At 72.6% G+C, this 18469-nt stretch carries 14 protein-coding genes and 1 rRNA gene; 7 read left to right on the top strand and 8 right to left on the bottom strand.

Annotated elements, in window-relative coordinates; all coding sequences use genetic code 11:
• Positions 1 to 71: 71 nt before the first annotated feature.
• Positions 72 to 1596, bottom strand: a 16S ribosomal RNA gene (locus CP968_RS27610).
• A 769-nt stretch (positions 1597 to 2365) separates the two neighbouring features.
• Here CP968_RS27610 and CP968_RS27600 point away from each other — a divergent pair.
• Together CP968_RS27600 and ptsP are read left to right on the top strand one after the other, a co-directional pair.
• Positions 2366 to 2815, top strand: coding sequence for a PTS sugar transporter subunit IIA (locus CP968_RS27600; RefSeq protein ID WP_150520565.1), 450 nt, complete (start codon positions 2366 to 2368; stop codon positions 2813 to 2815).
• Positions 2816 to 2889: 74 nt separating this feature from the next.
• A complete protein-coding gene (ptsP, locus tag CP968_RS27595; RefSeq protein ID WP_150520564.1) occupies positions 2890 to 4560 on the top strand; it encodes a phosphoenolpyruvate--protein phosphotransferase in 1671 nt (556 codons plus the stop codon).
• Between the two features lie 90 nt (positions 4561 to 4650).
• Here the strand turns inward: ptsP and CP968_RS27590 are convergent, their stop codons facing one another.
• The gene (locus CP968_RS27590) at positions 4651 to 5634 is read right to left on the bottom strand and encodes a hypothetical protein (protein WP_229886818.1); all 984 of its coding nucleotides are present in this window, start codon (positions 5632 to 5634) and stop codon (positions 4651 to 4653) included.
• A gap of 63 nt (positions 5635 to 5697) precedes the next feature.
• Entirely contained in the window at positions 5698 to 7686 is a 1989-nt protein-coding gene (locus CP968_RS27585; RefSeq protein ID WP_150520563.1) for an acetoacetate--CoA ligase, read from the bottom strand.
• 211 nt (positions 7687 to 7897) lie between these two features.
• Here CP968_RS27585 and CP968_RS27580 point away from each other — a divergent pair, with 211 nt between their 5' ends.
• Positions 7898 to 10255 (top strand): glycoside hydrolase family 31 protein, encoded by a 2358-nt coding sequence (locus tag CP968_RS27580; protein ID WP_150520562.1) that lies wholly within the window; start codon positions 7898 to 7900, stop codon positions 10253 to 10255.
• Between the two features lie 100 nt (positions 10256 to 10355).
• On the opposite strand, the gene CP968_RS27575 is transcribed toward CP968_RS27580, so the two are convergent.
• The gene (locus CP968_RS27575) at positions 10356 to 10865 is read right to left on the bottom strand and encodes an NUDIX domain-containing protein (RefSeq protein WP_150520561.1); all 510 of its coding nucleotides are present in this window, start codon (positions 10863 to 10865) and stop codon (positions 10356 to 10358) included.
• Between the two features lie 29 nt (positions 10866 to 10894).
• Here CP968_RS27575 and CP968_RS27570 point away from each other — a divergent pair, with 29 nt between their 5' ends.
• The 4 genes from CP968_RS27570 to CP968_RS27555 all read left to right on the top strand — a co-directional run bounded on the left by CP968_RS27570 (position 10895) and on the right by CP968_RS27555 (position 13789).
• Positions 10895 to 11650 (top strand): M15 family metallopeptidase, encoded by a 756-nt coding sequence (locus tag CP968_RS27570; protein WP_150520560.1) that lies wholly within the window; start codon positions 10895 to 10897, stop codon positions 11648 to 11650.
• Positions 11651 to 11663: 13 nt separating this feature from the next.
• Positions 11664 to 12002, top strand: coding sequence for an Mpo1-like protein (locus tag CP968_RS27565; RefSeq protein WP_150520559.1), 339 nt, complete (start codon positions 11664 to 11666; stop codon positions 12000 to 12002).
• A 63-nt stretch (positions 12003 to 12065) separates the two neighbouring features.
• Complete coding sequence (locus CP968_RS27560) at positions 12066 to 12590, top strand: Zn-ribbon domain-containing OB-fold protein (RefSeq protein ID WP_229886817.1); 525 nt, start codon at positions 12066 to 12068, stop codon at positions 12588 to 12590.
• Positions 12587 to 13789: a lipid-transfer protein gene (locus CP968_RS27555; RefSeq protein WP_150520558.1), complete on the top strand. Its 1203-nt coding sequence runs from the start codon at positions 12587 to 12589 to the stop codon at positions 13787 to 13789. The genes CP968_RS27560 and CP968_RS27555 overlap by 4 nt, the downstream gene beginning before the upstream one ends.
• A 202-nt stretch (positions 13790 to 13991) precedes the next feature.
• On the opposite strand, the gene CP968_RS27550 is transcribed toward CP968_RS27555, so the two are convergent.
• Genes CP968_RS27550 through CP968_RS27535 form a run of 4 tightly spaced genes read right to left on the bottom strand, consistent with a single transcriptional unit; the run spans position 13992 to position 18360 of the window.
• The gene (locus CP968_RS27550) at positions 13992 to 14618 is read right to left on the bottom strand and encodes a GTP-binding protein (protein WP_150520557.1); all 627 of its coding nucleotides are present in this window, start codon (positions 14616 to 14618) and stop codon (positions 13992 to 13994) included.
• The gene (locus CP968_RS27545; RefSeq protein WP_150520556.1) at positions 14599 to 15039 is read right to left on the bottom strand and encodes a DUF742 domain-containing protein; all 441 of its coding nucleotides are present in this window, start codon (positions 15037 to 15039) and stop codon (positions 14599 to 14601) included. The genes CP968_RS27550 and CP968_RS27545 overlap by 20 nt, the downstream gene beginning before the upstream one ends.
• A 10-nt stretch (positions 15040 to 15049) precedes the next feature.
• Positions 15050 to 15487, bottom strand: coding sequence for a roadblock/LC7 domain-containing protein (locus CP968_RS27540; protein ID WP_150520555.1), 438 nt, complete (start codon positions 15485 to 15487; stop codon positions 15050 to 15052).
• Positions 15484 to 18360 carry a sensor histidine kinase gene (locus CP968_RS27535; protein WP_150520554.1) on the bottom strand — a complete coding sequence of 959 codons (2877 nt, stop codon included), beginning with the start codon at positions 18358 to 18360 and terminating at the stop codon, positions 15484 to 15486. Before CP968_RS27535 ends, CP968_RS27540 begins: the two co-directional genes overlap by 4 nt.
• Positions 18361 to 18469: the final 109 nt, after the last annotated feature.

The raw sequence follows: 18469 nt of genomic DNA, 5'->3' as shown, positions 1-18469 counted from the left end.
AAATAATCAACGTTCCACCCATGAGCTGACCGTGCAGAACATTTGTCTGCAATCGGTACTGTGCTCCTTAGAAAGGAGGTGATCCAGCCGCACCTTCCGGTACGGCTACCTTGTTACGACTTCGTCCCAATCGCCAGTCCCACCTTCGACAGCTCCCTCCCTTACGGGTTGGGCCACCGGCTTCGGGTGTTACCGACTTTCGTGACGTGACGGGCGGTGTGTACAAGGCCCGGGAACGTATTCACCGCAGCAATGCTGATCTGCGATTACTAGCAACTCCGACTTCATGGGGTCGAGTTGCAGACCCCAATCCGAACTGAGACCGGCTTTTTGAGATTCGCTCCACCTCACGGTATCGCAGCTCATTGTACCGGCCATTGTAGCACGTGTGCAGCCCAAGACATAAGGGGCATGATGACTTGACGTCGTCCCCACCTTCCTCCGAGTTGACCCCGGCGGTCTCCTGTGAGTCCCCATCACCCCGAAGGGCATGCTGGCAACACAGGACAAGGGTTGCGCTCGTTGCGGGACTTAACCCAACATCTCACGACACGAGCTGACGACAGCCATGCACCACCTGTATACCGACCACAAGGGGGGCACTATCTCTAATGCTTTCCGGTATATGTCAAGCCTTGGTAAGGTTCTTCGCGTTGCGTCGAATTAAGCCACATGCTCCGCTGCTTGTGCGGGCCCCCGTCAATTCCTTTGAGTTTTAGCCTTGCGGCCGTACTCCCCAGGCGGGGAACTTAATGCGTTAGCTGCGGCACCGACGACGTGGAATGTCGCCAACACCTAGTTCCCAACGTTTACGGCGTGGACTACCAGGGTATCTAATCCTGTTCGCTCCCCACGCTTTCGCTCCTCAGCGTCAGTAATGGCCCAGAGATCCGCCTTCGCCACCGGTGTTCCTCCTGATATCTGCGCATTTCACCGCTACACCAGGAATTCCGATCTCCCCTACCACACTCTAGCTAGCCCGTATCGAATGCAGACCCGAGGTTAAGCCTCGGGCTTTCACATCCGACGTGACAAGCCGCCTACGAGCTCTTTACGCCCAATAATTCCGGACAACGCTTGCGCCCTACGTATTACCGCGGCTGCTGGCACGTAGTTAGCCGGCGCTTCTTCTGCAGGTACCGTCACTTTCGCTTCTTCCCTGCTGAAAGAGGTTTACAACCCGAAGGCCGTCATCCCTCACGCGGCGTCGCTGCATCAGGCTTTCGCCCATTGTGCAATATTCCCCACTGCTGCCTCCCGTAGGAGTCTGGGCCGTGTCTCAGTCCCAGTGTGGCCGGTCGCCCTCTCAGGCCGGCTACCCGTCGTCGCCTTGGTGGGCCATTACCCCACCAACAAGCTGATAGGCCGCGGGCTCATCCTTCACCGCCGGAGCTTTCAACCCCTGCCCATGCAGACAGGAGTGGTATCCGGTATTAGACCCCGTTTCCAGGGCTTGTCCCAGAGTGAAGGGCAGATTGCCCACGTGTTACTCACCCGTTCGCCACTAATCCACCCCGAAGGGCTTCATCGTTCGACTTGCATGTGTTAAGCACGCCGCCAGCGTTCGTCCTGAGCCAGGATCAAACTCTCCATGAATGTTTACCCGTAATCGGGTCAACACACACTAAGAGCGGGACAACCAGGTCGGAATAAGACCGGTCATCCACAACGTCCTCGCTGTGTTTTGTCGCCTGCAAGCACACCGAAACCGGTGCCTCACAGGACTTTTTCAAAGGAACCTCATCCACCGAAATGGACGGGGTATCAACTTTTGGCGTTGATTTTTGGCACGCTGTTGAGTTCTCAAGGAACGGACGCTTCCTTCGTACTCACCCTCTCGGGCTTTCCTCCGGGCTTCGCTTCGTTCTGTTCGTTCTGTTCTTGCGTTTCCGACTCTATCAGACTCTTTCGTGTCCGATTCCCGGTCGAAGCGGGATTCGCTTTCGCTTTCCAGGCTTTCGCTTTCGCGTTTTCCTTTTCGGCGATTCCGACTCTATCAGCGTTTTTTCCGCTCTCTCACCACTCGCCGTTTTGCCGGAAGGCATGCGGGAACAAGGGAGAGAAACAGAGGTCACGGATGAAAAAGAAGGCGCCCCGTCCATGGGATGTTCGCGAGAAGTTCACACGACACGTCCCGGCGGGAGTCACGACAGTACAGGTCCGCCACAGTCAAGGCAAATCCACGAGGGGCGTATGGTCTAGTCCACCGGTCTAGTCCACTAGTCTCCGTGCCGAAGGGCCAGCCCGGATCGGGACCAACATCGGGCGAACCCGAACATCTCGTGACTTATCCTTCTGAAGAGTACGCCGTTCGCGACAGGTAGTGACGGTGACACGAAGAAGCCCCACCCCTGGGAGGCCCCCCATGACCAGCGTGACGTCCCCACTTGCCGGGCAGGCCATCGGACTCGCGGCAGTGCCCGATCCGGTGTTCTCCGGCGCGATGGTGGGACCGGGCACCGCCATCGATCCCGTGCGCGAGCCCTCGGAGGCGGTGTCCCCCGTCGACGGTGTGGTCGTCTCCCTGCACCCGCACGCGTACGTCGTCGTGGACGCTGAGGGCCACGGCGTCCTCACCCACCTCGGGATCGACACCGTCCAGCTCAACGGCGAGGGCTTCGAGCTCCTCGTCAACAAGGGCGACACCGTGACCCGCGGTCAGGCCGTCATCCGTTGGAACCCCGCCGCGGTCGAGGCCGCCGGCAAGTCCCCCGTCTGCCCGGTCGTGGCACTGGAGGCGACGCCCGACGCGCTGTCCGACGTCGTCGAGTCGGGCGACGTGAAGGCCCACGACGTTCTCTTCGGCTGGCAGTGACGCGTCCGCCCGCACGGGCGAGTCGGACAACCACCGCGACGGCCCGGATCGTCGCTCTATCGGAGACGGGTGAAATGGAGACAACGCTGCGAGGCGTCGGCGTGAGCCACGGTGTGGCGATCGGCGAGGTTCGGCACATGGGTACGGCGGTTCTCGAACCGCCGGCCAAGCAGATCACCGCGGACGAGGCGGAGCGCGAACAGGGGCGCGCCCGCAAGGCCGTGGAGGCTGTCTCGGCCGACCTCATCGCGCGCGGCCAGCTGGCCGGCGGCGAGGCCCAGCACGTGCTAGAGGCCCAGGCGATGATCGCCACGGACCCCGAGCTGATGGCGGACGTCGACCGGCGGATCGCCGTCGGGAGCACCGCCGAGCGCGGTGTCTACGACGCGTTCGCCGCCTACCGCGTGCTGCTCGCGGGTGCCGGCGAGTACATGGCCGGCCGGGTGGCGGACCTGGACGACGTGCGCAACCGGATCGTGGCGCGCCTGCTCGGCGTGCCGATGCCCGGTGTGCCGGACAGCGACGAGCCGTACGTGCTCATCGCGCGGGACCTCGCTCCCGCCGACACCGCGCTCCTGGACCCCGCGCTGGTGCTGGGCTTCGTCACCGAGGAGGGCGGGCCGACCAGCCACAGCGCCATCCTCGCGCGGGCGCTCGGCGTCCCGGCGATCGTCGCGCTGCCCGGTGCCGGTGAGATCGCCGAGGGCACTCTGATCGCCGTCGACGGCAGCACCGGCGACCTGTTCGTGGACCCGACCCCGGAGAAGCGGGCCGAGCTGGAGGCCTCCGCGGCCGAGCGCAAGGCCGCTCTCTCCGCGTCGTCCGGTCCGGGCGCGACCTCCGACGGCCACAAGGTGCCGCTCCTCGCCAACGTCGGCGGTCCCGCCGACGTCCCGGCGGCCGTAGAGGCCGGCGCCGAGGGCGTGGGCCTGTTCCGCACCGAGTTCCTGTTCCTGGACGACAGCAAGAAGGCGCCGTCCGAGGAGAAGCAGGTCGAGTCCTACCGCAAGGTGCTGGAGGCCTTTCCGGGCGGCCGGGTGGTCGTCCGCGTGCTGGACGCCGGCGCCGACAAGCCGCTGGACTTCCTGACGCCCGCCGACGAGCCGAACCCGGCGCTCGGCGTGCGCGGCCTGCGGTCGCTGCTGGACCACCCGGACGTGCTGCGCACCCAGCTCACGGCGCTGGCCAAGGCCGCCGAGGGCCTGCCCGTCTACCTTGAGGTCATGGCCCCGATGGTGGCGGACCGGACCGATGCCAAGGCGTTCGCGGACGCGTGCCGCGAGGCCGGGCTGAAGGCCAAGTTCGGCGCGATGGTGGAGATCCCCTCCGCCGCACTGCGGGCGCGCTCGATCCTGCAGGAGGTCGAGTTCCTCTCGCTGGGGACCAACGACCTCGCGCAGTACGCCTTCGCCGCCGACCGCCAGGTCGGCGCCGTCTCGCGACTGCAGGACCCGTGGCAGCCGGCGCTGCTCGACCTGATCGCCCTGTCGGCCGACGCCGCCAGGGCGGAGGGCAAGAGCTGCGGTGTCTGCGGTGAGGCCGCGGCCGATCCGCTGCTGGCCTGCGTGCTGACCGGTCTGGGTGTCACCTCCCTGTCGATGGGCGCCGCGTCCATCCCGTACGTGCGGGCCACGCTCGCCAAGCACACCCTCGCCCAGTGCGAGCGCGCCGCGGCCGCGGCGCGTGCGTGCGACACCGCGGCGGAGGCCCGTGTGGCCGCCCAGGCGGTGCTGTCGGGCGAGTAGCGGGGCCGCCCGGCGCTGGTTCGGGCGGTCGTCGTCGAGTCGAGGGGCCTTCGCCGGTGGCGGCGGCCCCTCGCTCGTGCCTGCCCGTGGCTAGGGGTGCGGGGTGGGGAGGTCGACCTCGTAGCCCGGGCAGTACTCGACCCCCGGTTCGGGGGCCACGGGCTCTCCGGTGTCGGCGTCGGTGCAGTAGGCGTTGAAGACGGCCGCCGCGGACAGCGCGGTCAGCCGGCCCCGGTCCAGCCGCCAGCCGTGGACCCGGTCTCCGGCGCCCTCGGCCGTGGTGCGCAGGACCAGGCCGCCGGGGCCGCCGAGGGCGAGTCCGGCGGCCAGGACCGTCACGAAGTCCAGGCCCTCGCGGCCCTGGAGGCGGGGCGGGGCCGCCGGTGGGCCCGAGGTGTCGGCGTGGAGCACGGCGACGAGCTGTTCGGCCTGCATGGGAACGCTGCACACCAGGTGGTGGTGGCCCGGGCCGGCCCCGGCCAGCAGCCGGTCCAGCGCGTCGGCGGCGCGCTCGAAGGAGGAGCTGCCGATGTCCTCCCCGCAGTCCGCGCAGGTCCCCGCCCCCGCGAGCAGGGTGGTCGCGTACTCCCAGGTGGCCTGCCGGACGGCTTCGTCCACGAGCAGCGGGACCAGTTCGTCGACGGGTTGCCCGGTGTACGGGAGGCCGGCGCCGGCGAGCTCGGCGGTGAAGCGGGTGCGGCTCTCGGCCGAGTCCGCGTCCAGGCCGTGGTCGGCGCAGTACTCCGCGTACTCCTCGGGGTCGAAGAGGGCGACGGTGGTGTGGACGCCCTGGGCCGCGAGGGACCGGAGCAGCCCGTCCACGTGGCGCAGGTAGTCCCGGTGGTCGTCGAAGGCGAAGCTGCGGTAGCCGCGCATGGCCGCGAAGTCCCCCGGGTCGGCCAGCAGGCCGACGGTGCTGGGGGCTTCGCGGCGCAGGACGCGGCGGCGGTGGGTGCGGATGGTCCGGGAGGTCCGCGCGGTGCGGTCCTGCCCTGTGCTCCCTCCGGGGTCGCTCCCCCGCGTGTCCTCGTGGTCGTTCGGGCGGTTGTCCGCGGTGTCCTTCTTCGGTGGCATGGCTCCCCCTGAGTGCAGCGATCACGTGCTCACTCAGCGTAACCACCGCCACTGACAGTGACCTCAGTCGCGGTTCCGGGACCGGGTACGGGCCAGCTCCTCGTAGAAGTGGAGGAGGTCCAGGTCGTCGACGGAGCCGGGGTTGACCGCCTTGGCCAGGGGGGCGCCCTGGAGGAGGCGCTTGACCGGGACCTCGATGCGCTTCCCGGTGAGCGTGTGCGGGACGGCCCGCACCTCGATGATCTCGTCCGGTACGTGGCGCGGGGAGAGTTCCGCGCGGATCGTCTCCTTGATCCGGGCGCGCAGGCCGTCGTCGAGCGCGGCTCCGGGGGCCAGGTGGACGAAGAGCGGCATCCAGTAGCCGCCGTTCGGCTCTTCCAGGCCGATGACCAGGGACTCCTTGATCTCGGGGAGGCGTTCGACGGCCTCGTAGATGTCGGCCGAGCCCATCCGCACGCCCTGCCGGTTGAGGGTGGAGTCGGAGCGTCCGTGGATCACCACCGAGCCGTGGTCGGTGAGCGTGATCCAGTCCCCGTGGCGCCAGACGCCCGGGAACATCTCGAAGTAGCTGTCGCGGTAGCGGCTGCCGTCGGGGTCGTTCCAGAAGCGGACCGGCATGGACGGCATGGGGTTGGTGACGACGAGCTCGCCGACCTCGCCGACGACGGGCTTGCCGGACGGGTCCCAGGACTGGAGGTCCGTGCCGAGGCAGGCGGCCTGGAGTTCGCCGATGTGGACCGGGAGGGTGGGGACGGCGCCGGCGAAGCAGCTGCAGACGTCGGTGCCCCCGCTGACGGAGGCGATCCAGAGGTCCTCGGCCACCTCGTCGTGCAGCCAGCGGAACCCGTCGGGCGGGAGCGGGGAGCCGGTGGTCGCCACGCACTTCACGGCGGAGAGGTCGAAGTCGCGCGCGGGGTGGACCCCGGCCTTGCGGCAGGCCATGACGTACGCGGCGGAGGTGCCGTAGAGGGTGGCGCCGGTGCGTTCGGCGATCCGCCACTGGGCGCCGGTGTCGGGGAAGCCGGGGCTGCCGTCGTACAGCACGACGGTGGTGCCGGTGAGCAGGCCGGAGACGAGGAAGTTCCACATCATCCAGCCGGTGGAGGTGTACCAGAAGAACCGGTCCCGCGGACCGAGGTCGCAGTGCAGGCCGAGCTGCTTGAGGTGTTCGAGGAGGATGCCGCCCTGGGACTGGACGATGGCCTTGGGCAGGCCCGTCGTGCCGGAGGAGTAGAGCACCCAGAGCGGGTGGTCGAAGGGGACCGGCTCGAAGACGGGCGGCGTGTCGCCGGAGGTCAGGGCGGACCAGTCGAGGGCGCCTTCGGGGGCCTGGGTGCCCAGCAGCGGGATGTGGACGACCGCGCGCAGGGAGGGGAGTTCGGCGCGCAGTTCGGCGACGGTCCCGCGGCGGTCGTGCGTCTTGCCGCCGTAGCGGTAGCCGTCGACGGCGAAGAGGACGACGGGCTCGACCTGTTGGAAGCGGTCGAGGACGCTGCGGGCGCCGAAGTCGGGGGCGCAGGAGGTCCAGACCCCTCCGACGGCTGCGGTGGCGAGCAGGGCGACGACGGCCTCGGGCACGTTGGGGAGGTAGCCGCTGACCCGGTCGCCGGGGCGCACGCCGAGGGCGCGCAGCTCGGCGGTGAGCGAGCCGACCTGGCGGCGGAGTTCGGCCCAGGTGACGGGGGTGGGCTCGTGGGTCTCGTCCACCGCGAGCAGTGCGGCGTCTCCGGCGCGCGCCGGGTCCTCGGCGGCGCGCAGGGCGTGCTCGGCGTAGTTGAGGGTGGCGCCGGTGAACCAGCGGGCGCCGGGCATCGAGCGGTCGGCGAGGACGGTCTCGTAGGGCGTGGTGAAGCGGACCTCGAACCATTCGGCGACGGCCTGCCAGAAGGTGTCCAGGGCCTCGACCGACCACCGGTGCAGGGCCGGGTAGCCGCCGTCGGCGGGGGCCTGGAAGCGTTCCGCGGCCCAGGCCTGGAAGGCGGTGATCCGGGCCGCGGCGATCCGGTCGGGGCCGGGGGCCCAGAGGGGTTCCGGCTGCGTGGCTGAGGTCATGGGTCGGCTCCCGGTCGGGTCTGCGGCTCGCGCTTCGTGTGCGTACGGTGCCACCGCGCGGGGGGTGTGCGCGCAGCGGCTCACTGGGACCTTGCCATGTGATCGACATCCGCACCAGAGGTGTCCCGAGCGATCACGGATGATCCATTTGTGGGTGAACGGCAGCTGAACGGCGCCCTCGCGGCGGGTCGCCGGTGACAGGGTGAGCGCCATGGACGGTCGTGATCTGGTGCGTGCGGTACGGGACCTCGGTACGGAGCGCGGTCGGCGCGCCTGGCGCTCGGCCTGGCGTCACCGGCGCGCGGACGCGGTGGGGCTCGTGCAGCGGGGCGCGGAACGGGCGCGCGTACCGGGGCTGCTGACCGGTACGGAGCCGCGGCCCGGCGGTGGCGTGCTGCGGTTCGCGCGCTCGGAGCTGCTGGTGCGGGTGACCGCGGGCGGGGCGGTGTTCTGGGGCTGGGACGGGGCCCTGCCGGAGCCTTCGTACGCGCTGGCGGGCAGCGGCCCGGAGCCCGATCCGCGGGCCGTGCTGGAGCCGGACACCGGGGGCGGCTGGCGGGTGGTGTCGGAGCGGGTGACGGTGGCGGTGTCCCGGCACGGGGCGGTGGAGGTGCGCTCGCCCGGCGGGACGGTGCTGCGGCGCGAGTTCCCGCCGCGCTGGTGGGAACCGGTGGAGGCGGGGCGGGGCGGGGCCCGGTGGGCGCAGCGCAGCGAGGTGGCGGCGGACGCCCGGTTCTTCGGGCTGGGCGGCCGGTCGGCGGGGCCCCGGTTGCGCGACGGGACGTACCGGTTGTGGAACACGGATCCGAACGGGGCGTTCGGGCCGGGGGACGATCCGCTGTACGTGACGATGCCGGTGCAGCTGGTGGTGGCGGACGCGGGGACGCACCTGGTGTTCCACGACAATCCGTGGGACGGGCGGGTGGTGCTGCGCGAGGGCGAGGAGGGGGCGGGGTCGGGCGCGGACCGGCCGGGGGCGAGCGAGCTGCGCATGGAGGGCGGGCCGCTGCGCTGCTGGGTCCTGGTGGGCACGCCGGCCCGGGTGCTCCAGGGCTGGTCGGGGCTGACCGGCGGCGCGGCGGTGCCGCCGGAGTGGGCGCTGGGCTACCAGCACGCCCGGTGGGGGTTCGGGAGCGGGGCGGAGGTCCGGCGGGTGGTGGCGGGGTACGCCCGGCGCGGGCTCGCGCTGTCGGCCGTGCACCTGGACATCGACCACTACGACGGGCACCGGGTGTTCACGGTGGACCGGGAGCGCTTTGCGGACCTGCCCGGGCTCGCGGCGGAGCTGCGCGGGGGCGGGGTGCGGCTGGTGTCGATCGTCGATCCCGCGGTGAAGGCCGACCACGCGGTGCACGCGTCCGGGCTGGCGGTGGGGGCGGGCGGCGCGTTCGTCCGGGACGCCCGGGGGGCGGAGGTGCGCGGGGAGGTGTGGCCGGGTGAGTGCGCGTATCCGGACTTCACCGATCCGGCCGTGCGGGAGTGGTGGGGCGGCCTGTACGAGGAGCGGTTGGCGCGGGGCTTCGCCGGCTTCTGGCACGACATGAACGAGCCGGTGTCCTTCGCGCCGTTCGGGGACCGGACGCTGCCCCGCTCGGCGCGGCACGCGATGGACGGCGCGGGCGGGGACCACCGCTCGGGGCACAACGTGTACGCGCTCGGGATGGCGCGGGCGGCCTGGGAGGGTCTGGTCCGGCTGCGCCCGGACGAGCGGCCGTTCCTCTTCTCCCGGTCCGGGTGGGCGGGGATGCAGAGGTACGGGGGGTCGTGGTCGGGGGACGTGGAGAGCAGTTGGGAGGGGCTGCGCGCCTCGCTGGCGCTGGTCCTGGGGCTGGGGCTGTGCGGGGTGCCGTACTCGGGTCCGGACGTGGGCGGGTTCGGCGGTTCGCCGTCGCCGGAGCTGTACGTGCGCTGGCTCCAGCTGGGGTCGTACCTGCCGCTGTTCCGGACGCACTCGGCGATCTGGGCGGGGCGGCGCGAGCCGTGGGAGTTCGGGGCGGAGGCGGAGGAGCAGGCGCGGGCGGTGCTGGCGGAGCGGGAGCGGCTGCGGCCGTACTTCCTGAGCCTGGCCCATCTGGCCCGGCGGACCGGGGCCCCGTACGTGCGGCCGCTGTGGTGGGGGGCGCCGGAGGACCGGGCGCTGCGGGACTGCGAGGACGCGTTCCTGCTGGGCGACGCCCTGCTGGTGGCGCCGGTGCTGGAGTGCGGGGCGGACCGGCGTGCGGTACGGCTCCCCCGCGGCCGGTGGTACGACACCGCGACGGGTGCGGCGCACGAGGGGCCCGGCCAGATCCTGCTGGACGCGCCGCGGGGGCGGATCCCGGTGCTGGCGCGGGCGGGCTCGGTGCTTCCGGTGCGCTCGCCGGAGGGCGACGGCGGGGTGGCGCTGGAGGTGTGGGCCCCGGCGCGGGGACGCACGGGCGGCGGGGTGGTGGTGCGGGACGCGGGCCCGGGGTTCGAGGCGGCGGAGCCGGAGCGGTACACCGTGCGGTGGGCCGGGGACGAGGTGCTGGTGGAGGACGAGGCGGGGGGACGGGTGCCGGGGGTCGTGGTGCGGGGGGCCGGGGGCTGAGGGGGCGGGCGGGCAGACCGGGGGGTGGGCTCGGCGGCCCGTTCTACGTGTAGCGGGCCGCTTCACGCGTAGCTGCCCGCTTCACGCGTAGCGCGCCGCTTCACGCGTAGCGGCCGGCGAACCAGGCGGCGGCCGCGCGGGTGTGGAGGGGGAAGGCGAGTTCGGCCGGCTGCCGCAGCACGTGCCAGCCCGCGGTCTCGTCCGTCGCCACCGACGCGGGCAGGGCCGAGGCGGCCCGCGGCGGGAGCAGGCCGAAGAGGAGCAGGTGGCCGGCCGGGGAGCTGAGGGCGTCGGCCAGGGCGACGTCGGCGGCGGGGACCTCGATGCCGGTCTCCTCGCGGAGCTCCCGGACGACGGCCGCGCGCCAGTCCTCGCCGAAGTCGATGAATCCGCCGGGCAGCGCGACGCCGCCGAGGGCGGGCTCGATGGTGCGGGTGATGACCACCAGGCCGGTGCCGTCCGCGTCCTGGACGGGGAGGAGGGCGACGGCCACCGGCAGCGGGTTGCGGTAGGCGGTGGCGCCGCAGGAGGCGCAGGTGCGCGGCCATGCGGCCGTCTCGAAGCGTGTTCCGCAGGCGGTGCAGTGCGAGTCCTTCGACGGTGCGGGCATCCCGCGATGGTAAGCCGAGCGGTATGAGGATGACGGCTGTTGTGGTGGGTGCGGTCCTGCTGCTCGGCGCCGCCGCGCCGGCCGGGTCCGCCGGCGGGCCCGGCGACGGCGCGGGCGCGCCGCGGGCACGCGCCGCCGGGGCGGACGGCCCGCGGGCGGCGCCGCCCGGGTTCGTGCTGCTGCGCGAGGTCGATCCGACGATCCGGCAGGACGTCCGGTACGCGACCGCCCGCAATTTCACCGGGGCCCCGGTGGACGGCTACGACGAGCCGGTGTGCCTGCTGGCGCGGCCCGTCGCGCTGGCGCTGCGGCGCGCGCAGCGGGAGTTGCTGCGCGCCGGCCGTTCGCTGGAGGTCCGCGACTGCTACCGGCCGCAGCGGGCCGTGGACCGGTTCGTCCGCTGGGCCGGGGACCTCGGCGACCAGGCGACCAAGGCGGAGTACTACCCGGAGGTCGACAAGGGCCGGCTGGTGCCCGACGGCTACATCGCCGCGCGGTCGGGGCACGCGCGCGGCAGCACCCTGGACGTCACCCTGGTGGAGTGGCCGTCTGGCCGGGAGGTCGACATGGGGACGCCCTTCGACTTCTTCTCCCCCCTCTCTCACACCGGCAGCCCGGCCGTCTCCGCCGCCGCCCGCGCCGGCCGGCGCTCGCTGGTGCGGGTGCTCGGTGCGCAGGGTTTCGTCAACCTGCCCGAGGAGTGGTGGCACTTCACCCGTGAGCCGGAGGTCTTCCCCGGCGCCGCCTTCGACTTTCCGGTGGCTGTCGCGGCCGTCCGGCCGTGAGTACCGTGCCCGTATGACATTCGCTTCGTACGAGGAGTTCTGGCCCTACTACGTCGCCATGCATTCCCGCGCCGCGACCCGCTGGGTGCACCTCACCGGCACGCTGACCGGTCTCGCGCTGACGGTCTACGGCGTGGCCCGCGGCCGCCCGCGCCTTCTCGCCGCCCTGCCCCTCATCGGGTACGGGACGGCCTGGCCGGCGCACTTCCTGATCGAGGGGAACAATCCGGCGACCTTCGGCAATCCGGGCTGGTCGCTGCGCGGGGACGCGCAGATGATCCGGATGATGCTGGCCGGGCGGGACGCGGAGCTGGGGGAGATCGCCCGGAAGTGGCTCGCCGAGAACCGGTGACCGCCCGGCCGTTCCCGTGCCAGACTTCTGACGCATCGTCAGACATCGGGCACGGGAGGGACCTTGGCACGCACGCGCACCCCGGTCGTCAGCGGCTGGTTCACACAGGACGTTCCGCCGCCGGCCCCGATGGCGGGCCCGGCGCCCCCCTTCCGGCTCCTGGGCACCCGGTGCACCGCCTGCGCCGCGGTGTTCTTCCCCCGCGAGGACTCCGCCTGCCGCAATCCGCACTGCGCCGGCGGCGGTGACCTCGCGGAGGTCCCGCTGTCCCCCCGGGGCCGGGTCTGGTCCTACACGGACGGCCGCTACCGCCCCCCGGCCCCGTACGTGTCCGACCCCGCCGAGCCGTGGGAGCCGTACGTCCTGATCGCCGTGGAGCTGGAGGCCGAGGGCATGGTCGTGCTCGGCCAGGGCGCGCCCGGGGTCCGGCTCGCCGACCTGACGGTCGGCGCCGAGGTCGAGGTGGTCGGCGGGGTGCTGAACGAGGACGCCGAGACCACCTGGCTGACCTGGCAGTTCAGGCCGGTCGGGCCGGCGGGACGAGCGGGGTCGACCGGGTCCGCGGAGCGCTCGGGAGGGGGGTCGTGAGCGCCGACGTCGCGGTCCTGGGCGCGGGGATGCACCCCTGGGGCAAATGGGGCCGCAGCTTCGTCGAGTACGGGCGGGTCGCGGCCCGGGCCGCGCTCGCCGACGCCGGTCTGGACTGGACGGACGTGCAGTCCGTGGTCGGCGCGGACACCGTGCGCTCCGGCTACCCCGGCTACGTGGCCGGGGCCACCTTCGCCCGGGCGCTGGGCTGGCAGGGGGCCCGGGTGACCAGCGTGTACGCGGCCTGCGCCTCGGGCGCGCAGGCGATCGGGGCGGCCCGGGCGCAGATCCTGGCCGGGCTGGCCGACGTGGTGCTGGTGGTGGGCGCGGACGCGGCGCCCAAGGGCTTCTTCGCCCCGGCCGGGGGCGAGCGCCCCGACGACCCGGACTGGTTGCGGTTCCGGGTGCTGGGAGCCACCAATCCGGCGTACTTCGCGCTGTACGCCCGGCGGCGGATGGCCGTGTACGGGGACACCCCGGAGGACTTCGCCCTGGTGAAGGTGAAGAACGCGGCGGCCGGGCTGCTGAACCCGAACGCCCGCTACCGCAAGGCCGTCACGGCCGAGGAGGTCGCGGCCTCGGCGGTCGTGGCCGATCCGCTGCGGCTGCTGGACGTCTGCGCCACCTCCGACGGGGGCGCGGCCCTGGTGCTGTGCAGCATGGACTTCGCCCGCGCGCACGGCGTCGCGGACCCGGTGCGCATCCGGGCCGTGTCGACGGTGACGCCGACCTATCCGCGGACGGTGCTGGACCTGCCGGACATCGCCACCGACGCGACGACGGCCGTGCCGACGGCGGGACCGGCCGCCGCCGCCTCCTTCCGGGCGTCGATCGCGCGCGCCGCGTACGAGGAGGCGGGGCTCGGGCCGCGGGACCTCTCGCTCGCCGAGGTGTACGACCTCTCCACGGCCCTGGAGCTGGAGTGGTACGAGGACATCGGGCTCTGCGGCCCGGGCGAGGGCGCCTCGCTCGTGCGGGAGGGCGCCACGGCGCTCGGCGGGCGCGTTCCGGTCAACACCAGCGGGGGGCTGGCCTCCTTCGGGGAGGCGGTGCCGGCGCAGGCCATCGCCCAGGTCTGCGAGCTGACGTGGCAGTTGCGCGGGACGGCCGGGGAACGGCAGGTTCCGGGCGCGCGGGCCGGAATCACCGCCAACCAGGGTCTGTTCGGGCACGGTTCGGCGGTGATCGCGGTGCGCTGAGCTGGGGGGCGGCGGCCGCCGCAGGACGGTCGTGCCGGAGTGCTTGACGGTCCCGGAGGACGGGTTCACACTCGCTCCACGGTCCCGCGCCGCCACCGGGGCCGGCGGTCCCCCCATGAGAGCTGCGGTCCGTACCCCAGTCGGCGGGGGTACGGGCCGCCTCCCCCCTTCCGGCCTTCAGCGCCGCCCGGGCCGGCGCCCCTCAGGCCCCCGCGCTCATGCTCTGGCGCCGGGCCCGGGCGAGGGACATCGCGTGTTCCACGACTCCCACCAGGACGTCCTTGACGGACTCCCGGTCCCGTGCGTCGCACAGCAGGACGGGCACGCACGGGTCGAGGTCGAGGGCCTCGCGCACCGTGACCACCGGGTGCCGGTCGGCGCCGTCGAAGCAGTTGACGGCGATCACGAAGGGGATCTCGCGCCGTTCGAAGTAGTCGACGGCGGCGAAGGACTCGGCGAGGCGGCGGGTGTCCACGAGGACGACCGCGCCGAGCGATCCCTGGGCCAGTTCGTCCCACAGGAACCAGAACCGGTCCTGTCCCGGGGTCCCGAACAGGTACAGCACGAGGTCCTCGCGGAGCGTGATGCGGCCGAAGTCCATGGCCACGGTCGTGGTGCTCTTGGCCTCCACTCCCTCGGTGTCGTCGATGCCGATGCCCGGCTCGGAGAGCCGTTCCTCGGTCCGCAGCGGTCTGATCTCGCTCACCGCACTGACCAGGGTGGTCTTGCCCACCCCGAAGCCGCCCGCGACCAGGATCTTCAAGGTCAGCGGTTCGACCGGCGACACGGCATGCATCGCACCGGTGCGGCTAGAGCGCCCGAAGGCCATTGATCACCTCACGCAGAATGGATTCGTCGGGCAGTTCGGCCGGCGGTACCGGCCGGGTCACGTGGACCAGTTCGTCGTGGACGAGATCACCGATCAGGACCCGCACGACCCCGACCGCGAGGTCGAGGTCGGCGGCGAGCTCCGCGACCGACTGGGGCCGTCCCCGGCACAGGCCGAGGATCCGGGCGTGTTCCGGCGACAGCGTGGCGTCCCAGACCGGGTCGTCGGCCGCCGTCTCGGCGACGACGAGCGCGATCAGGTCCAGGCGGTGCTGGCCCACGTGGCTGGTCCGGCCGCGGGTCATCGCGTACGGGCGTACGACGGGACCCGCGTCGTCGTCGAACCAGTGCGGGTGGTCGGAGGCGGCTGCCCGGTCGCCGGCCGGGGCGGGGGCGGGGTGGTCCTGGCCTGATTCGCTCATGCCGTACGACTCACCCTCCGGCTGGCAGCCCGGTCCGCGGCGCGGTCGCCAGGTGGTCGCCTACGCGCTTGACCATCAGCGTCATCTCGTACGCGACCTGGCCGACGTCGGACTCGGCGTCGGCGAGCACGGCCAGGCAGCTGCCGTCGCCGGCCGCCATGACGAAGAGGAAGGCCTCGTCGAGCTCGACGACGGTCTGGCGGACCCGACCGGAGTCGAAGTGCCGGCCGACGCCCTTGGCCAGGCTGTGGAAGCCGGAGGCCACGGCGGCCAGGTGCTCGCTGTCCTCGCGGGTCAGTTCCCGCGAGGTGCCGGTGGGCAGGCCGTCGCCGGACAGGACGACCGCCTTGCGGATCGAGCCGACCTTGTCGACGAGTTCGTCGAGGAGCCAGTTGAGCGGGCCGGAGCCGCGGCCCCTGCTGTCGTTGCCGGTCTGCGGTGCGGTCATCGACCGTCCCCTTCGTTCTCGTGCGCGGGACCGGTGGCGGCGGAGGTGCCTGCCCCGGTCTCGGACTGCTTCTGTGCCTGCTTGGTGCGGCCCGCGGTCCAGCCGCGCTGGAGTGCGGACATGCGCGTGCGTACGTCCTCCGCGTCGCGGTCGTCCACCGCGTCGGCGGGGGCCGGCTGCGGGGCGGCGGCGTTCTTCAGCTGCGGTGCCAGGTTGGCCTGACGGACCCGGCGGGGCAGGCCGCCGACGCTCGCGGCCGGCCCGGGGCCGGAGCCCTGACCCGCGCCGGAGCCGCCGCGTCCCGGGCCGGCGCTCTCCTCGGCGGGGGCGGTGGGCTGGCGGACCGCGGACACCGGGCGGGGCTCGACGCGGCGGCCGTGCTCGGCGACCAGGGTCGGCGCGGGCCGGCGGCGCGGCAGCGGGACGGGCCCGGCGCCGCGGCCGGCGTCCTGCCGGGCGGCCTCCTGGCGGGCGGAGTCCAGCCGGACGGGGCCGGTGGGGGCGGGCGGCTCGCGGTCGGCCGGGCGGACCGCGGCGCGCACGGCGTGGCGCTCGTCGGCCCGCTGCTCCGGGTGGCGGCCGCCGCCGAGCGGGCGCGCGCCGGGGAGCCGGTCGCCGTGCGGGCGCGCGCCCTGCGGCCGGTCGCCGGGGCGCAGGCCCAGCAGGGCGCTGCCCGGGGTGCCGTTGGGCGGGGTCTCGTCGTCGAGGGTGGCCATGGCGGGGCGGCCGGTGAGGCCGGAGATCCCGGAGGCGGCGGGGGCGGCGCCGTCCCGTGCGGCCGCACCGTCCAGGGGGCCCAGCTCGTCGAGGGGGTCGGTGCCGTCGGCGCCGAGCGGGGCCTCCAGCTCGACCGGGGCGCGCGGGTCGCCGGGGGGCAGGGACCGGCCGACCGGCGTCCGCTCCAGGGACGGGGGCACGGTCCGGTCGGGGGCGAGCGCGCCGGAGCCGTTCAGCCGGACGCCGGTGCCGTCGGTCTCCGGGGCCTCGGTCAGCAGGGCCACCGGGAGGAAGACCACCGCGGTGGTGCCCCCGTACGGGCTGGGCTGCAGGACGACCTTGACGCCGTGGCGCCGCGCCAGGCGGCTGACGACGAACAGGCCGAGGCGGTCGGTGTCGGACAGCTCGAACTCGGTGGTCTCGGCGAGCCGGAGGTTCGCGTCGAGCTGCGCCTCCTGGGTCATGCCGAGGCCGCGGTCGTGGATCTCCAGGGTGAAGCCGTTGGCCACGCGCTCGCCGTGGACTTGGACGGCGGTGTGCGGCGGGGAGAAGACGGTGGCGTTCTCCAGGAGTTCGGCGACGAGGTGGGTGACGTCGGCGACGGCGGGTCCGACGATGCCCAGGCGCGTGAGCCGGCGCACCTCGATGCGCTCGTAGTCCTCGACCTCGGCGACGGCGGCCCGTACGACGTCCATCAGCTGGACGGGCTTGCGCCACTGGCGGGAGGGGGCCGCGCCGGAGAGGATCACCAGGCCCTCGGCGTGCCGGCGCATGCGGGTGGTCATGTGGTCGAGGCGGAAGAGGTCGGCGAGCTCCTCGGTGTCCTCCGTACGGCGCTCCATGGTGTCCAGGAGCGTCAGCTGGCGGTGCAGGAGGACCTGGTTGCGGCGGGCCAGGTTGACGAAGACCTCGGAGACGCCGCGACGGAGTTCGGCCTGCTTGACGGCGGCCTCGACGGCGGCGCGCTGGAGGGTGTTGAGGGCCAGGCCGACCTGGCCGACCTCGTCCTTCTCGTACTCCAGGCGGGGGGCTTCGGTCTCGATGTCCAGCTGCTCGCCGGCGGCGAGGCGGCGCATGACGCCGGGCAGGCGGACGCCGGAGGCCTCGTGGGCGTCCTTGCGGAGCCGGGAGAGGTCGCGGATCAGTTCGCGGCCGACGCGCACGGAGAGGATCAGCGACACGATCAGGGCGAGGAAGCCGAGGACGCCGGCGACGGCGGCCTGGACGAGGACCTTCATCGCGGCGGGCTCGACGCGCTTCTGGTAGCGGTCGCCCGCCTCGGTGCCCATGACGGCGAGGTCGTCGAGGACCTTGGTGGCGGCCTCGTCCCACTGGGCGGCGCTGACGCCGCGGGGGTTCTTGACCGCGCCGTCGGCGAGGAAGCGGTCCTCCGCCGCGCGCAGCGCCTTGGTGTCGGGTCCGCCCCAGTACTGCTCGAAGCGCTCCCGCTCCGCGGAGGGGAGGATCGCGAGGTTGAAGTCGTAGAGCAGGGTCCGGTTCGCCACGAGGTCGGAGACGCGGCGCAGGGCGGCCGGACCGACGTTGCGGGCGGCGAGGGCGGAGGCCACCAGGGCGTCCTCGCGGGAGAGCGCCTCGCGGGCCTCGGTGACGCCGACGAGGGCGCGGCCCTGCTTGTCCATCTCCACGTCCTCCAGGGCGTGGAGGTTCATCAGGAAGTCGTAGCAGGGGTCGACGAGCCGGTTGTAGAGCTCCAGGGCCTGCGCGGGGTCGAGGGCGTTCTGGTCGACGGAGTGGCGCAGGGCGGTGATGCCGTGGAAGGCGGCGAGGATCGAGCGCAGCCGCTGGGTGTTCTGGGCGCTGAGCTCGTCGAGGACCTCGGGGTCGCGGGCGCTCGCGGTGATCCGGTCGACGATCTCGTCGGTGGCGGAGCGGCGCTTGGCGAGTTCGGCGGTGGCGGTGGCGGCCCGGGGGTCGCCGATGACGACCAGGGACTGTCGGCGTTCCTTCTGCAGGACGCGGACGACGTCCTCGATGGGGTAGCCGACCTTGTCGATGACGTACGCGACGTCGAGGAGCTGGACGGCCTGGCGGCCGGTGAGGACGGTGGCGAAGCCCCAGAGGGCGGTCAGGGAGATGAGCGGCACAAGGAGCAACGCCACGATCTTCCGGCGGATGGACTTCCCGCGAAAGCGCATGGCCTCCCCAGCCTCCCCCAGCTCAACCCCGTTGGCGGGGGTCGGTGTTCCGTCATTTAAACGGCGTGAGCCTACTACTGCCCGACGACTCCTTCGAAGGCGTGTCCAG

Source organism: Streptomyces subrutilus, from assembly GCF_008704535.1.
GTDB lineage: Bacteria > Actinomycetota > Actinomycetes > Streptomycetales > Streptomycetaceae > Streptomyces > Streptomyces subrutilus.
This window is presented reverse-complemented; position numbering and strand designations above follow the sequence as displayed.

Excerpts from the sequence above, each read along its gene's own strand:
- CP968_RS27600 (WP_150520565.1), top strand. The coding sequence starts at position 2,366 with ATGACCAGCGTGACGTCCCCACTTGCCGGGCAGGCCATCGGACTCGCG.
- CP968_RS27570 (WP_150520560.1), top strand. The coding sequence starts at position 10,895 with ATGACGGCTGTTGTGGTGGGTGCGGTCCTGCTGCTCGGCGCCGCCGCG.
- CP968_RS27545 (WP_150520556.1), bottom strand. The coding sequence starts at position 15,039 with ATGAGCGAATCAGGCCAGGACCACCCCGCCCCCGCCCCGGCCGGCGAC.
- CP968_RS27565 (WP_150520559.1), top strand. The coding sequence starts at position 11,664 with ATGACATTCGCTTCGTACGAGGAGTTCTGGCCCTACTACGTCGCCATG.
- CP968_RS27590 (WP_229886818.1), bottom strand. The coding sequence starts at position 5,634 with ATGCCACCGAAGAAGGACACCGCGGACAACCGCCCGAACGACCACGAG.
- CP968_RS27585 (WP_150520563.1), bottom strand. The coding sequence starts at position 7,686 with ATGACCTCAGCCACGCAGCCGGAACCCCTCTGGGCCCCCGGCCCCGAC.
- CP968_RS27540 (WP_150520555.1), bottom strand. The coding sequence starts at position 15,487 with ATGACCGCACCGCAGACCGGCAACGACAGCAGGGGCCGCGGCTCCGGC.
- CP968_RS27580 (WP_150520562.1), top strand. The coding sequence starts at position 7,898 with ATGGACGGTCGTGATCTGGTGCGTGCGGTACGGGACCTCGGTACGGAG.
- CP968_RS27575 (WP_150520561.1), bottom strand. The coding sequence starts at position 10,865 with ATGCCCGCACCGTCGAAGGACTCGCACTGCACCGCCTGCGGAACACGC.
- ptsP (WP_150520564.1), top strand. The coding sequence starts at position 2,890 with ATGGAGACAACGCTGCGAGGCGTCGGCGTGAGCCACGGTGTGGCGATC.
- CP968_RS27550 (WP_150520557.1), bottom strand. The coding sequence starts at position 14,618 with ATGGCCTTCGGGCGCTCTAGCCGCACCGGTGCGATGCATGCCGTGTCG.
- CP968_RS27535 (WP_150520554.1), bottom strand. The coding sequence starts at position 18,360 with ATGCGCTTTCGCGGGAAGTCCATCCGCCGGAAGATCGTGGCGTTGCTC.